Origin of the sequence: Acinetobacter sp. WCHA29, from assembly GCF_002165335.1 — a bacterium.
In the GTDB taxonomy this organism is placed as follows: Bacteria; Pseudomonadota; Gammaproteobacteria; order Pseudomonadales; family Moraxellaceae; genus Acinetobacter.
Genome location: NZ_NHRQ01000001.1, coordinates 96,625 through 110,998 on the forward strand (window position 1 = coordinate 96,625; position 14,374 = coordinate 110,998).

The window sequence follows — 14,374 nt, forward strand, 5'->3', positions numbered from 1 at the left end:
AATGCATAAATAGGAATCCACTAACAAATAAGTGGATTCCTATTTATGCATTAAATCTTTAGCTAGAGTGGGGGCTCACTGAATGCTTACTCTAGAACTTACTTTCACTAACATCAGATTTTTTACACGCTCTTTAAATCTCTGATTTTGGGAGAATGATCTGCTTTACAAGTTCCCTTTCATTTCGTAGACAATTAATTAGCGATAGCTCGATATCACTATTAAATAAAATTTCTCGTCCCAAGCTTATAAATGGGTATTTTCCTTTTAAAGCCTGAGCATATTTTGAGATGTTTGCATTGATGGAATTTAGTTCTTTGGCTAATTTCTTTTGTCTTCTCTTTGCATAGAAACGATCAAGATCATCTTCTGGATCTTGCACTCTTTTACTCTTTTGAGGTTTACCATTCTCTACAATGTGCTTTTGCACCTCTATTTTCTCAATAAGAATTTTCTTTTTATTTTCAAGCTCTATTAATCTTTCTGCTATAAAGTTCCGATCCATTTCTTCAAACTTTGCAATAACTTCGTCATATACATCATTCACAGCTCTATTCGGGTTTTTCCACTTACCCTGTTTTTCAGCACGCTCCTTAAGAATATTAAAAAAAATCTTATGTTTATCATAAAGTTTATTTTCATATCGAGCTTTAATCTTTACATAACCTTCTATTTTTTTTCTTAATACAGATTGCCTAATCAACGCATATTGTACTGTTTGGCCTGATTTAGTTGTTATCATTTCAATCAATCCCTCAAGAATCCTCTTATATTCTTTTTGGACGATGTAATTGGCTAGCTCATTAGAATTTCCTATCAACTGATCAACCAAACCAATTTGCTCAACAACTCGACTTGCTGTTACCGACTCATTAAAGTTACTTAAATCCCACAAACTATTTTCCCGATAAGAATCATTAAAGCTTTTATCACCAAGACTCACTAACTTTTTTAAAATTTGCTCTTTTGCTCCATTAGTTAAAGTCGCCTCTGCTTGTTGAATGTATTCTTTCCATTCAATCAAATGTAAATTCTCTATTGCTAATAGGTATAGCTCATTATTCAGGATATGTAAGTCTTCTGTACTTATCTTTTTCATATTTATAAATTTCAATTAGATAAATAAATTCTAGCAACTTTTTTATTAACTTCAATAGAAGTATTCATTTACATTCAAGTTATACCTAAGCTGACAACATCTAATCAATTTTTAAAATAGAGGGGCTTATGGCAAAGCTTAAAATTGCAGTTAAATTTAATTTAGTAAATCTATTACATGAAGATTCAAAACTTGTCGTAGGTAATTTTATTAATGAGGTGAATCAATGAGCTATTTAACATCAAAGGAGATAAGACATATATTAAAAGATTGCTCTGCATCTACATTATGGCGTTACCAACAACCTAATCAAAAAATGTTCGAACAACCCATGCCGCAACCTATTAAGAAATGTGCTGGATCTTCAAGTCTTTGGGATGAAGAAATGTTTAATGAATGGCTACTCAAATATTTCAATAACAACAAAATGAGCAATCTGTCTAGCTAGACAGATTGCTTAACTTTTTCCACCATTTTTTATAAGCTTTCGACATCTCTTTTTGATAATCATAATAGTCATATGTCCCCTGTTCCCCAGGCATTACATGACCAACCATCAATTCCGCAACATCCCTACTCGTAAATGCACTGAAATTTGTCCTAGCTGTACGCCGTAAATCATGCATAGACCAATGATCCATTTCAATTTTATAATTCTTCCTTGCAAATTGCATGAAGTTATAAGGGGTATCTGTTGGCCCACTACGCCCCATTGGCTCTTTGCCATTTTCATGTGGGAAAATGTATTCAGAATTACTCAAATCAATTGCCGACTGAAGCCACGGTTTGATCTCATCAATAATAGGTCGAACAATGTCCCCTTTACTTTCTCCTGTCTTATGATTTTCATACGGTACTGTCCATGTATTTTTACTAAAATCAAAATCTGATTTCCGTGCAAGCCTCAACTCACTATATCGATTACCATAAAACAAACATAACTTGAGAAATAAAACATTCCTTAATGATGTTCTAGACTCATCACAAATTTTAAAAATTAAAGATAACTCATCATCTTGTAATACTCGAACAGTTTTATTTTTCTTAATATTCAAGTCACGTTTTCCAGTGATATGTCTTATGGGGTTTTGCTCAATTAATTTTCGATTGATCCCCCAATCCAAACACTGCTTTGTATTCGTAAGAATGCGATCAGTTATCGATGGTGACTGTTTAAATTGCTCTTCTAGTAAATCTAACCACATATGTAATGTTATTTGCTCAGCAGGTATGCTACCTAACTTTGGGAAAACATAAAGTTCAAATGATCTCAAATATTGATCTGCATTCTTTTTATTAGGAATAGTATATTTCGCATGCCACTCACGAAATAACGCTTCAAAAGTTATAGCCTCTGTGATCTTGTGAAGCTCTACTTTTTTATGAATACGTGGGTCATGTCCCTTTTCTAAAATTGCTTTCATTTTCTGCAATTCAATACGAGCTTCTTTAAGGCTCATATTTGGATAGGTTCCCAAGTCTAAACGAGCTTGCTTATCGTTATATCGAAAACGCATCTGAAAAGTGAGCTTTCCTTTTTGCGATACACGAACGCTCAATCCATCTTGATCAGGCTCTGTATGTATAGCTGAACGTTCACGATCTAGATTCTTCTTAAGCCACGTATCTGTTAAAGGCATTTTACTCCACCTGTGTACATATTTTTTTTCAAATAGAAAATTCTAGAAAATATGTACACACATATGTACACAAACATACTGACTAGACTTGAAATCTATTGAACGGGGTTGAAAGACACAACAGATAAATAATAACAATATTTTTATATTTTTACAGCACTTACATTGATTTTATTATTATATTTGAAATAGGTTGAATGGGCTTAAAAGGGTATCAAATATTTGGGTGGGAAATGATCGCAAATGTGCGTCGTTGGGCAACTTGTGCCGCTAATTCATCTTTAAAACTCATGAGAAAAATCTTCAATATGTACACAGTTATGTACACATTGCTTAATATGTACCTTAACTGAAAAAGTGAGAATTCAAAATTGGCGCAATTGTAGCGGATTTAGTGAACTTGTTTATTGATTGTTGATAAGTACCAAGTTATCCACACAGAGCTTTATTTGTTAACAACCGAATTGAAATTGAGCTATAAACAGGCTTATGAGACCAAGCAATGCGGTCAGGTCATTGCAGATCGGCAAGCACATGCGGTGATTCCACCTAGAAAAAATACGAAACCATGGAAAGATACAAAGACTAGCTCGCTAGAGCGAAACGAATGACTTCGAACAGTTACACGTTTAGGCAGGACACTATGGAAAAAATGGTCAAACTATCATCGCCGAAGTTTGGTAAAAACCAAGATGCACTGCATCAAATTATTGGGTGATAGGCTTAGTGCAAGGCGTTTTCATAAACAAGTCAATGAGATTCATGCACGTGTGGCAGTATTAAATAAATTTACGGAGTTGGAGCGACCTCGCACCCAAGTAGTCACTTAAATTTGGATAACTTGGGACAAGTTTAGTCTTTGAATGTTTGTGCAACAAAGCCCCTATCCGACAAATAGTTCAGTTATAAATTGAAATTATGATTATTCTCAAAATTTTTCTCATATCTGTGTGAATGATTATGTCTTTTATCAAATCACGTAAGAAATTAGTATCTTCCGCAATCGCATCTTCACTCTTCGTGATTGCAGTACCAGCCATCGCTCAAGATCAGCCAGTACAACTCCCAACAATTCATACCCAAGCAGAACAAGAACAAGGTCTTAAAGTAGACCAATCCTCAAATAGCAAATTTGTCGTTCCTCTTTTAGATACACCAAAATCTGTTTCTGTTATTTCAAAGCAGCTTATTGCAGATACTCAAGTTACAAGTCTTTCTGATGCTTTACGTACGATTCCTGGTATTACTTTAAGTGCTGGTGAAGGTGGTAATCCAAACGGCGACCGCCCTTTCATTCGTGGCTATAACTCAGAAAGCTCAATGTATGTAGATGGCATTCGTAACTCAACATCACAAAACCGTGAGATGTTTGCAGTTGAACAAGTTGAAGTTACAATGGGTTCTGCCTCTGCTTTAGGTGGTGCAGGTACTTCTGGCGGTAGCATTAACATGATTTCTAAAGTTGCTAAAAAAGGCGATGCTTTAGAAGGCTCGATCTCAGGGGGTACAGATAATTATGCACGTATCACTTTAGACGGAAACAAAGATTTTAATAATGGTGTCGCAGCTCGTGTGGTGGTCATGGGTCATCAAAACGAAAAAGCGGGACAACATGATGGTGCTGAATATAAACGTGCAGGTATTGCACCAAGTATTACCTTTGGTTTAGATACAGCAACTCGCGGCACCTTGAGTTATTACTACCTTAAAACCGATGATATTCCAGATTCTGGTATTCCATATAACAATCCATTTTCTTCAAATGCTGATCCTAAAAAAGATTTTACTCATTTGAATGGCAATGGCAAACCGATTGATGTTCAACAAGGCAGTTACTATGGTTGGAAAGATCGTGATTTCCAAAAACAAGAAAATCAGTTTGGCACATTCAAATTAGAGCATGATTTAACCGACAACCTAACGCTGAGTAATACAGCTGTTTACACAAAATCTAAGAATGATTATCTGTGGACTAATCCAGATGATTCTAAGGGTAATTTCTATAACAAGACTACGGGTGCTTTAGATGGCTCAGTTTGGAGACGTACGAACTCTCGTGTTGCAGATACGGACGGCTTTACAGATCAACTTGCTCTAACAAGTAAGTTTGATACAGGTGCATTTAAACACCGTTTTAATACAGGTGTTGAGCATAGCGATCAAAAAACTGATCGTACTCAATATATTTTAAACGGCTTAGATTCAACAGGAAGCGCAAATAATACGTGTAACGCTACTGCAATTGCTTCTGGTTGGTGCACGTTAGTGCAGAATCCAAGTAATGTTCCGTGGACAGGTCGTATAAGTACTGATGGCGCTGATCGTTACAATATTCGTAGCAAAAACCAATCTGTTTATTTTCTAGATAATATCGAGCTAAGCCCACAATGGCTTTTGGACTTGGGTGTACGTTGGGATAAATTTGAAACCAAACAAACCATGACTTATGGTGCTCGCAATAATGCCGTGACAGGTCTAAATGATACAAAAATCACAGCTAAAGCTGGTGATCAAGTTACGGTTGAGAACAACAAAGATTTCTTTAACTACCAAGCTGGTTTAACCTTTAAACCAGTGGAAAATGGTTCAATCTATGTCAGCTATGCCACTTCAGCAAACCCAGTAGGTGTCGATGGTGGTGATGGTTCTGAAGGGATTACTTCTGCAATTCAAAACCTAAAACCTGAAGAAGTTAAAACATATGAATTAGGAACAAAGTGGGATGTTCTTAATGATAAATTAAACCTCACAGCAGCAATTTTCCGTACTGAAAAAACCAATACTCGTGCTACAGCTGAAGATGGCACCACTCAAAATATCGGCGAAACACGCGTTGATGGTATTGAGCTTGGCGTAAACGGCAACATTACTGAAAAATGGGCTGTTTCTGCGGGTTACACCTATTTAGACAGCGAACTTGTAGATGGTGGTTACACCAATGTAGGTAGTACTGCAGCCCCTGTTTACCAAGCAAATCCAAGTAATGGTAACCAAGTACAAAACGTTGCAAAAAATAGCGCTACGCTTTGGACGACATACCAAGTCTTACCAGATTTAACATTGGGTGCTGGTGCTGTCGCAATGGATAAAGTCTATGGTAATGCCACGAATACCAAGTGGGTTCCAGGTTATGTTCGCTATGATGCAATGGCGCGTTATAACGTAAATAAAAATGTTGATTTACAGCTTAATGTAAACAACTTATCTGATAAACGTTATTTCACTAAAGCATATTCATCACACTATGCAACTGAAGCGGAAGGTCGCAGTGCAGTATTGTCTGTGAACTTCAAATACTAAAACCTGAAAGTCCATTGTTAAACGATGGATTTTAATAAAAAACAGCCTCGTCACGAGGCTGTTTTTTTTATTGTCTTAAGGAAAAGCGATAAACACTATAGATTACGTTGATTGACGCGCTTTGACAGTTCTTCAGCGGACTCTTTCCGTTCAGAATAACGGTCTGTTAAATACTTGCTCTGCCCTCGCGTCAACAGTGTGAATTTATATAATTCTTCCATCACATCTACGATACGATCATAGTAAGACGATGCTTTCATACGACCATCTTCTTCGAACTCTAAAAATGCTTTTGGAATTGAAGACTGATTTGGGATGGTAATCATGCGCATCCAACGTCCTAAAATACGCATTTGATTGACACTATTAAAAGACTGAGAGCCACCACTGACTTGCATCAATGCCAAAGTCTTACCTTGGGTTGCACGAATTGCACCACCTGCCAGTGGAATCCAATCAATTTGCGATTTAAAGATGGAACTCATCGAACCATGACGTTCAGGCGAACACCACACCATGCCCTCTGACCACGCCAACAATTCATGTAGCTCTTTGACTTTTGGGTGTTCCATATCCGCATCTTCAGGTAAGGGCAAACCTTTAGGATGAAAGATTTTTACTTCAGCACCAAACTGCTCCAAGATACGCCCTGCTTCCATCACGGCTAAACGACTATAGGAACGTTCACGATTCGAACCGTACAACAATAAAATACGTGGTGGATGATCCAAGGCTTGCGCCTGCACTTTTTCTAAAGTGGGTTGATCAAGTAAATTCATATCTATATTTGGAAGAGTCATCACAATTACACCGATTTAAAATACTTTTTTCTGAGCCATAAAGACACACTGACCAAAGCAATCAGCACAGGCACTTCAACCAATGGACCAATCACTGTGGTAAATGCCACAGGCGAAGCTAAACCAAAGGTTGCAATAGCGACCGCTAATGCCAATTCAAAGTTATTCCCAGCAGCAGTAAAGGAAATTGCAGTGGTTTTCGGATAGTTATTGCCCATCCACTTGCTCATAAAAAAGCTCATGAAGAACATCACAACAAAGTAAATGGTTAATGGAATCGCTATACGAATCACATCGAAAGGTAAGCTCACAACATCACTACCTTTCAAACTAAACATCGCGACAATTGTGAAAAGTAAAGCAAGCAGACTCAAAGGACTAATTTTTGGTAAAAAAACAGTTTGATACCAATCTAAGCCTTTAGCTCGGACAAGGATCAATCGTGTCATAAAACCTAGAAAAAATGGAATCCCAAGATATACCAATACCGCATGCGTAATGGTCCAGAAGTCGACATTAATGACTTGTCCTGCAATGCCAAAATACGGTGGTAAGAAAGTTAGGAATAACCACGCATAAGTACTGAAGAATAAAATTTGGAAGATACTATTAAATGCAACAAGTGCTGCTACATATTGGTTATCACCACAGGCTAAACCATTCCAAACTAAAACCATTGCAATGCAACGTGCTAAACCGATCAAAATCAGTCCAGTCATATATTCAGGATAATTATGTAAAAACACAATTGCGAGTACAAACATTAATACTGGAGCAATCAACCAGTTCTGAACCAAAGATAAAGTTAAGGTTTTTTTATCTTTAAATACCTGTGGCAAAGCGGCATAGTCGACTTTTGCCAAAGGTGGGTACATCATCAAAATCAGACCAATCGCAATTGGGATATTGACGGAATCCACACTCATTTTGTCTAAAGCGACAGAAGCCTGAGGTAAGAAAACACCGATCGCAATTCCCAACCCCATGGCAATAAAAATCCATAGGGTTAAGTTACGATCTAGAAATGACAATCTTTGCTGAGCCATGATGTTCTCATTGAATATCTGAGATGTGATTGATTGCAGCAATCAATTCAGGACGAGACATATTTGCGCTATCTAATGCAAATAGAGCATCTAAACGGCGGTTGATATGATCTACAGTCACTTGGAATGCTTGTAATTTTTCTGATTTAGGCAAATCTAAATGTGAAGGATCAGTCAAGCCCCAATGTGCTTTAATTGCACCGCCTAAATACAGTGGGCAAGCTTCCTGAGCCGCAGAGTCACAAACTGTAATCACCACATCTGCCTGATATTGTTCACAGTCATCAATGGTTTTACTCCACAAACCATCAGTTGAGAGGCCTAAGTTTTCAAGCGTTTCAATCGTCAGTGGATGAACCTGTCCAGAAGGCTTACTGCCTGCGCTATATGCTTTCCAATTTTCAGGTGCACGACTGTTAAAAAGTACTTCGGACAAAATGCTGCGACAACTATTTCCAGTACATAGGAAAATAAATTTCATGCGGTATTACTCACAATAACTTTTAATTTGGAGAGACTGAGATTGGTTACTTGCGGAAGTTTGTTCACGTGCCAAGAGATTGAGTAATTCATGACACCAAACAGGCAACTCTGGATGAATGCTGTAATACACCCACTGGCTTTGTCGTCTGTCTTGCAATAAACCTGATGAACGTAATAACGCTAAATGTCTCGAAATTTTTGGTTGGCTCAAGTTTAATTTTTCAGTCAAATCACAAACACATAGTTCTTTATTTTCCGCCACTAAAGTGACAATACTGAGACGTGTTTCATCAGACAAACACTTAAAGAAATTCACTCGATCCATTTCCAACCTCAAATACTAAATTATTATTTAATTAACACGCTGACCATTTTCATCAATCACCTGTTCACCATCCTCTTTGGAAAAAGCACCTTGTTGTGCAACTGGTAAAATATCCAGCACCAACTCCGATGGTCTGCATAAACGGGTACCCTGACTCGTCACAACAAAAGGACGATTAATTAAAATAGGATGTTCAAGCATAAATTCGATTAATTGATGATCTGTCCAAGTCTCACGATCCAAATCAAGTTCACGATAAGGATCAACATTCGTACGGATCGCAGCCCTTACAGACAAACCAGCATCACTAATCAATTGAATAAGTTCAGATTTTGAAGGAGGGTTCAGTAAATATTCAATCACGATAGGTTCAATACCCGTATTGCGAATTAATCCGAGTGTATTTCGAGATGTCCCACATGCAGGGTTGTGATAAATCGTAATTTGTTGTTGAGTAGACATAATGAGTAAAAACATTTTGAATTAATGATAGTGACTTTATATATGAATATTCATATATGCGCAATACCATATATTAAGTTTGATAAGCCCACTTACGTATACGCCCCAACTGCCTAAATAAGTATTTTTGAGCAATTTACGACCATGCAATATTCGAAATTGATCATTTTCAAAAATAAGTTAAGCACATGAGTCACTGAGCTTAGGGACTTTTTCTTCTAATATGCGGCTACACAGTTGTAACCATAGAGTTCTTGCACGATGACTCAATTGCCTAAATTTAAAAATACCTTTGTTAACGCTAAAACAGCCCAATCAATCTTAAAAACGCGTGCGGGTAAGCAAGCTGCACAAGTATTTTCAAATGCGGCAGATCGTTTCTTGAGGGGACATCAACTGGCATTGTCAGGAAAGACACCTTTTGAAGTCGTTTATGAACGTGAAATTATTAGCTTACGGTTTTACAAGTCAGACGTAGAATCGGGTGAAAATAAACACCGTGTGCCACTGGTTATTATTCCCCCATTAGCAGCGAACACCTTAGTGTTCGATTTGTTTCCTGATCGTAGTCTCATTCGTTACTTTCAAAGCCAAGGTTTTGATGTATATATGATTGACTGGGGCACACCAAGCCTTAAACAAGCTAAATATAATTTCGGTACATATATCAAAATCTTTATGCCCGACTTTATCAACAAAATTCGTGAACATAGCGGACAACAACAACTATCACTGTATGGTTGGAGTCTCGGTGGAGCGATCTCGCTTTGCTATACCTCATTATTTAAAGATAAAAATATTAAGAATCTAATGATTTTGGCATCACCAATCAACACTCATCAATCAGGTTATATTGGTAAGCTCTATCAAAAGTTAAACACACCAGCACAATGGGTACGGACCAATACTAATTTCCGAATCCGTCAAATTCCGAGCCGCTATTTCCATATTCATGGTTGGCAAAATACGCTCGGATTTAAGCTCACAGATCCCGTGGGTAATTTTAAAAATTATTGGCAATTACTAAAAAATTTGAACGATCGGCAGTTTGTCATTAATCACGCAACATCAAGTTCGTTTGTTGACAATATGCTCGCCTATCCTGGGGGTGTAATGCGCGATATTATTTTACGCTTCTGGATTGATAACGAACTTTCGACAGGTCTCGTTAAATTCGGAGATCAAACGGCTGATTTTAAAGATATTGAATGTTCAGTACTTGCGATTGGTGGGGATACTGACATTATTGTGACTACAGAAGCTGTACGACCATTAATGGATTTGATCAGTAGCCAAGATAAAACCTTTGAAATTGTCTCTGGTGGTCATATGGGTTTGGTTTCAGGTAGCCAAGCACCACAAGCAGTTTGGCCTGTCGTAAGCGCATGGTTGCAACAGCGCTCAAATTAAGTGCTTACAATTGCTAAAATAGTCAAGGCTGTGAATCTCTTTTACTTGAAAAGATATGAGCAGCCTTTTTCGTGAATAGATGATATAGAAATCGTTAGGTCCAAATAAACTAAGCAAAGTTGTGATGATTCAACACTAAATTTTCAACATTTACAGGCATACCCAATAAATAACCTTGTAATTGATTACATCCTAAATTAGTTAAAATATCAGCTTGTTGCTGTGTTTCTACACCTTCAGCTGTGACGATTAAGCCTAACCTAGCGGCAAGGTGAATGATACTTTCTAGAATTGCCTCTTCTTTCGAGTTTGGTTGTAAATCTATGAGAAAACCGCGATCAATTTTAAGTTCATCAACAGGCAGATCTTTTAAATATAAAAAGCTTGAATAGCCAGTTCCAAAATCATCAATCGCAATCCGAATACCCAACTTACGCAAGCGTTCTAAAGTGCGAATACTTGAATCAATATGATGCATTGCTGTTGATTCAGTGATTTCTAAAATAAGATTATGGGGCTGAATTTGATATTGTTCTAAGAGCTGTTCTAATACGTTAAAAAGTTTTTTATTTTCAAATTGTAATGCAGATAAGTTGACGGCAATTGGATAAAAAGGACTATTACTTCGTTCCCATTTTTGAATCTGCTGACAAGCTTGCTCCAATGCCCAATATCCCATCGGAATAATCAAACCTGTTTTTTCTGCTCCCTCAATAAACATTTGAGGAGTCAACAAACCTAAGCTTGGATGCTTCCAACGAATGAGCGCTTCAATACCACAAACTTGATAATTCGCAGTAAATTTAGGCTGATAAAATAAAACAAATTGCTGCTCATCTACAGCTTTATACAAATCATTAATTAATTTGGATTGGCTACGAACATCTTGCTGATCCGTTGTAGAGTGGAAAACAGTAAACGTATTTCTACCCTGCTCTTTAGATGCCAACATTGCTACATCTGCATTAATTAATAAATCCTGAACATTCGTACCGTGCTCAGGATACATCGCAATTCCCAAACTTGCAGAAATATTAATTTCTTTTGTTGCGATTAGATATGCCTCTTGAATAAAATGCAGAACTTCTTCTGCCAGCAACATCGCTTGATTAACATCAGTATTTTCAGAGATCAATACAAACTCGTCACCACCAATACGAAATAGCTTATGGCTTGAACTTAATTTTTCATGTAACCGATTGGCCATTTGAATTAAAAGTTGATCACCAATATGGTGTCCAAAAGCATCATTTACCGATTTAAAGCGATCTAAATCTACATATAAAAATGCTGCTTTTTCTTCTCGTAAGCGATGATGGCTGAAGATTACTTCCGCATAATCTGTCAAATATAATCGATTCGGCAACTTTGTTAATGAATCATGTAGTGACTGAGTTGCTAATTCTTTATTTATTCTAACTAATTGTTGATTACGCTCCTCTAGTCGGGCTTCTAAAACTGCGACGGCAAAACCAGCAACAAATACCAAACTGGTAATAAAAATAATGCTAAACAATAAAACGGCTTGCTCTGTATGTACTGAGCCAAGTGCTTCCGCAAATCCTATATCAAAATAAGTGGCTGCCATACCCGTGTAATGCATACCTACAATACTAAAAGCCATCAATATTGCAACGACAGCCTTTAGTGCAGTTTTATATTTAACCGCGGTTTTATATTTAAAAACGAATAAACAGCTCAAACCAGAACCACATACAGCAATGAGTACTGAACAAATCACGAGTAATGGATCATATCTCAATTGATGGTGTTCAACTGAAAGCGCCAACATCCCCGTGTAATGCATTCCAGATATTCCTAGCCCTAAGAATAATGCACCTAAGATCAGACGTGGCATAGGTAAAGTAGGTCTAGTCGTTAGCCAAACAGCAAATACCGAGGCAGTTGCGCCTATCAAATATGAAAGCACAGTCAAACTAATATCAAAATGATAGCCTTCAGGCAAACGGCTCGCGAGCATTCCAATAAAATGCATTGCCCATATTGCCAAGCCTAAAGTCAACCCACTCGTTACTAAAATGCTTTTCTCCAACTTTTTATAAGCAGCTTTAAAAACGAGTTCTTCCATTGAAACTGCAGCATAACAAGTCGCTACTGCAACCAAAATGGAAGCGATGACCCATGTGCTATCGTAATCAACGTTAACCATAAAGGACTTCCATGATTATTCAGTACTTTTTTTTATTTATTGAGCGAATTGCTCAAAATCAGAACGATCATTAACACTCAAAAAAGATACAAATGGTGTATTCATAAACTTTCCTTAACAATAACATCATCTAGTATAAGTTCAAGTCTTTTTCATTTTATAAATCAATAGAATAAAAACACATATTCATTTCAAACCAATGAAAATTCTTGTTTTTTTACTGCAATTTTAAAAGCAACCAACAATTATAAAAGATGCACTACCTTTCATAAATACTCTAAACATGTATATAGTATGCCTTTTTATCATGCTGTTTGCTATAATTCTGTTATTAAAAAAGACTAAGAATATGAAGTTTTTTATATTGAAAGCAAATAAGTGACTACACTCCTTATCAGGTAATTTATTTTTTATACTCTCAGTAACATCTTAAAAATTCTGCTTACTTCCATACGAGCCGTGAGAATTAACTTAACAACCTAAACGGCAAGATTAGGCTATCATCACAAGGTACAGCACTTTAAGTGATGCAATAAAAAAGCCCTTGTATAAACAAGGGCTTTTAAAGATTAAACTAAAACTTAGTTCTTCTCTTTGTCTACGATTTTGTTCGCTTGAATCCAAGGCATCATCGCACGTAACTTGTTACCCGTTACTTCGATACCATGCGCAGCATTTTGACGACGACGAGCAGTCATAGATGGGTAGTTTAATGCACCTTCTTGAATGAACATTTTCGCATATTCACCAGATTGGATACGTTTCAATGCATTACGCATTGCTTCACGAGATTGTTCATTGATTACTTCAGTACCAGTTACATATTCGCCGTATTCAGCGTTGTTAGATACAGAGTAGTTCATGTCCGCGATACCGCCTTCGAACATTAAGTCAACGATCAATTTAAGCTCGTGTAGACATTCGAAGTACGCCATTTCTGGAGCATAACCAGCTTCAACAAGAGTCTCGAAGCCCATTTTAACAAGTTCAACAGCACCACCACAAAGAACTGCTTGTTCACCGAAAAGGTCAGTTTCAGTTTCTTCACGGAATGAAGTTTCGATGATACCAGTACGACCACCGCCTACACCTGAAGCGTAAGAAAGCGCAACGTTACGTGCATTACCAGAAGCATCTTGGTGTACAGCGATTAGATCTGGAACACCTGAACCACGTTGGTATTCAGAACGTACAGTGTGACCTGGTGCTTTAGGCGCAACCATGATTACGTCTAAATCTTTACGTGGAACAACTTGGTTATAAAGAATAGAGAAACCATGAGCAAATGCTAAAGTAGCACCTTGCTTGATGTTTGGCTCAATCACATCACGATAAAGCTGAGATTGGAACTCATCTGGGGTCAAAATCATCACTAAGTCAGCTTGAGCAACAGCTGCTGGAACTTCAGATACTTTAAGACCTGAATTTTCAGCTTTTTTCCAAGATGCTGAACCAGCACGTAAACCAACAGTTACGTCAACGCCAGAATCTTTCAAGTTAAGTGCATGAGCATGACCTTGTGAACCATAACCAATGATTGCAACTTTTTTGCCTTGGATGATTGATAAGTCACAGTCTTTATCGTAAAAAATTTGCATCTGTTTTCTCCGCTAAAATTTTTGTCATTTCCCTTGTCATA

At 37.2% G+C, this 14,374-nt stretch carries 12 protein-coding genes and 2 pseudogenes; 4 read left to right on the plus strand and 10 right to left on the minus strand.

What is annotated here, in order from left to right; genetic code table 11:
* Nucleotides 1-133 precede the first annotated feature (133 nt).
* A complete protein-coding gene (locus CDG59_RS00485; protein WP_018677623.1) occupies nt 134-1,099 on the minus strand; it encodes a hypothetical protein in 966 nt (321 codons plus the stop codon).
* A gap of 226 nt (nt 1,100-1,325) precedes the next feature.
* Here CDG59_RS00485 and CDG59_RS00490 point away from each other — a divergent pair, with 226 nt between their 5' ends.
* The gene (locus tag CDG59_RS00490; RefSeq protein WP_018677625.1) at nt 1,326-1,547 is read left to right on the plus strand and encodes a hypothetical protein; all 222 of its coding nucleotides are present in this window, start codon (nt 1,326-1,328) and stop codon (nt 1,545-1,547) included.
* Here the strand turns inward: CDG59_RS00490 and CDG59_RS00495 are convergent.
* A complete protein-coding gene (locus CDG59_RS00495; RefSeq protein ID WP_087542896.1) occupies nt 1,540-2,739 on the minus strand; it encodes a tyrosine-type recombinase/integrase in 1,200 nt (399 codons plus the stop codon). The genes CDG59_RS00490 and CDG59_RS00495 overlap by 8 nt on opposite strands.
* A gap of 220 nt (nt 2,740-2,959) precedes the next feature.
* Nucleotides 2,960-3,031 (minus strand): annotated as a pseudogene (locus tag CDG59_RS15725) (hypothetical protein); the annotation flags it as partial.
* Between the two features lie 193 nt (nt 3,032-3,224).
* Here CDG59_RS15725 and CDG59_RS00500 point away from each other — a divergent pair.
* Both CDG59_RS00500 and CDG59_RS00505 read left to right on the plus strand, forming a co-directional pair.
* Nucleotides 3,225-3,569, plus strand: a pseudogene (locus CDG59_RS00500) (transposase); the annotation flags it as partial.
* 130 nt (nt 3,570-3,699) lie between these two features.
* Nucleotides 3,700-6,039, plus strand: coding sequence for a TonB-dependent receptor (locus tag CDG59_RS00505; RefSeq protein ID WP_087543108.1), 2,340 nt, complete (start codon nt 3,700-3,702; stop codon nt 6,037-6,039).
* Nucleotides 6,040-6,134: 95 nt separating this feature from the next.
* Here the strand turns inward: CDG59_RS00505 and arsH are convergent, their stop codons facing one another.
* The 5 genes from arsH to arsC are packed head-to-tail and all read right to left on the minus strand — an operon-like array spanning nt 6,135 to nt 9,155.
* On the minus strand, nt 6,135-6,839 hold the full coding sequence (gene arsH, locus CDG59_RS00510; protein WP_087543110.1) for an arsenical resistance protein ArsH: 705 nt from the start codon (nt 6,837-6,839) through the stop codon (nt 6,135-6,137).
* A 5-nt stretch (nt 6,840-6,844) separates the two neighbouring features.
* A complete protein-coding gene (arsB, locus tag CDG59_RS00515) occupies nt 6,845-7,885 on the minus strand; it encodes an ACR3 family arsenite efflux transporter (RefSeq protein WP_087542897.1) in 1,041 nt (346 codons plus the stop codon).
* Between the two features lie 7 nt (nt 7,886-7,892).
* The gene (locus CDG59_RS00520) at nt 7,893-8,366 is read right to left on the minus strand and encodes an arsenate reductase ArsC (protein WP_087542899.1); all 474 of its coding nucleotides are present in this window, start codon (nt 8,364-8,366) and stop codon (nt 7,893-7,895) included.
* Between the two features lie 6 nt (nt 8,367-8,372).
* Nucleotides 8,373-8,693, minus strand: a complete 321-nt coding sequence (locus tag CDG59_RS00525) for a metalloregulator ArsR/SmtB family transcription factor (protein WP_087542900.1) — start codon at nt 8,691-8,693, stop codon at nt 8,373-8,375.
* A gap of 27 nt (nt 8,694-8,720) precedes the next feature.
* Complete coding sequence (gene arsC, locus CDG59_RS00530) at nt 8,721-9,155, minus strand: arsenate reductase (glutaredoxin) (RefSeq protein WP_034602872.1); 435 nt, start codon at nt 9,153-9,155, stop codon at nt 8,721-8,723.
* A 261-nt stretch (nt 9,156-9,416) separates the two neighbouring features.
* Between arsC and CDG59_RS00535 the strand changes: the two genes are divergently transcribed.
* Complete coding sequence (locus CDG59_RS00535; protein ID WP_087542902.1) at nt 9,417-10,565, plus strand: alpha/beta fold hydrolase; 1,149 nt, start codon at nt 9,417-9,419, stop codon at nt 10,563-10,565.
* 109 nt (nt 10,566-10,674) lie between these two features.
* Here the strand turns inward: CDG59_RS00535 and CDG59_RS00540 are convergent, their stop codons facing one another.
* Together CDG59_RS00540 and ilvC are read right to left on the minus strand one after the other, a co-directional pair.
* Nucleotides 10,675-12,735: a putative bifunctional diguanylate cyclase/phosphodiesterase gene (locus tag CDG59_RS00540; protein WP_087542903.1), complete on the minus strand. Its 2,061-nt coding sequence runs from the start codon at nt 12,733-12,735 to the stop codon at nt 10,675-10,677.
* Between the two features lie 581 nt (nt 12,736-13,316).
* On the minus strand, nt 13,317-14,333 hold the full coding sequence (ilvC, locus tag CDG59_RS00545; RefSeq protein WP_087542905.1) for a ketol-acid reductoisomerase: 1,017 nt from the start codon (nt 14,331-14,333) through the stop codon (nt 13,317-13,319).
* Between the last annotated feature and the right edge of the window lie 41 nt (nt 14,334-14,374).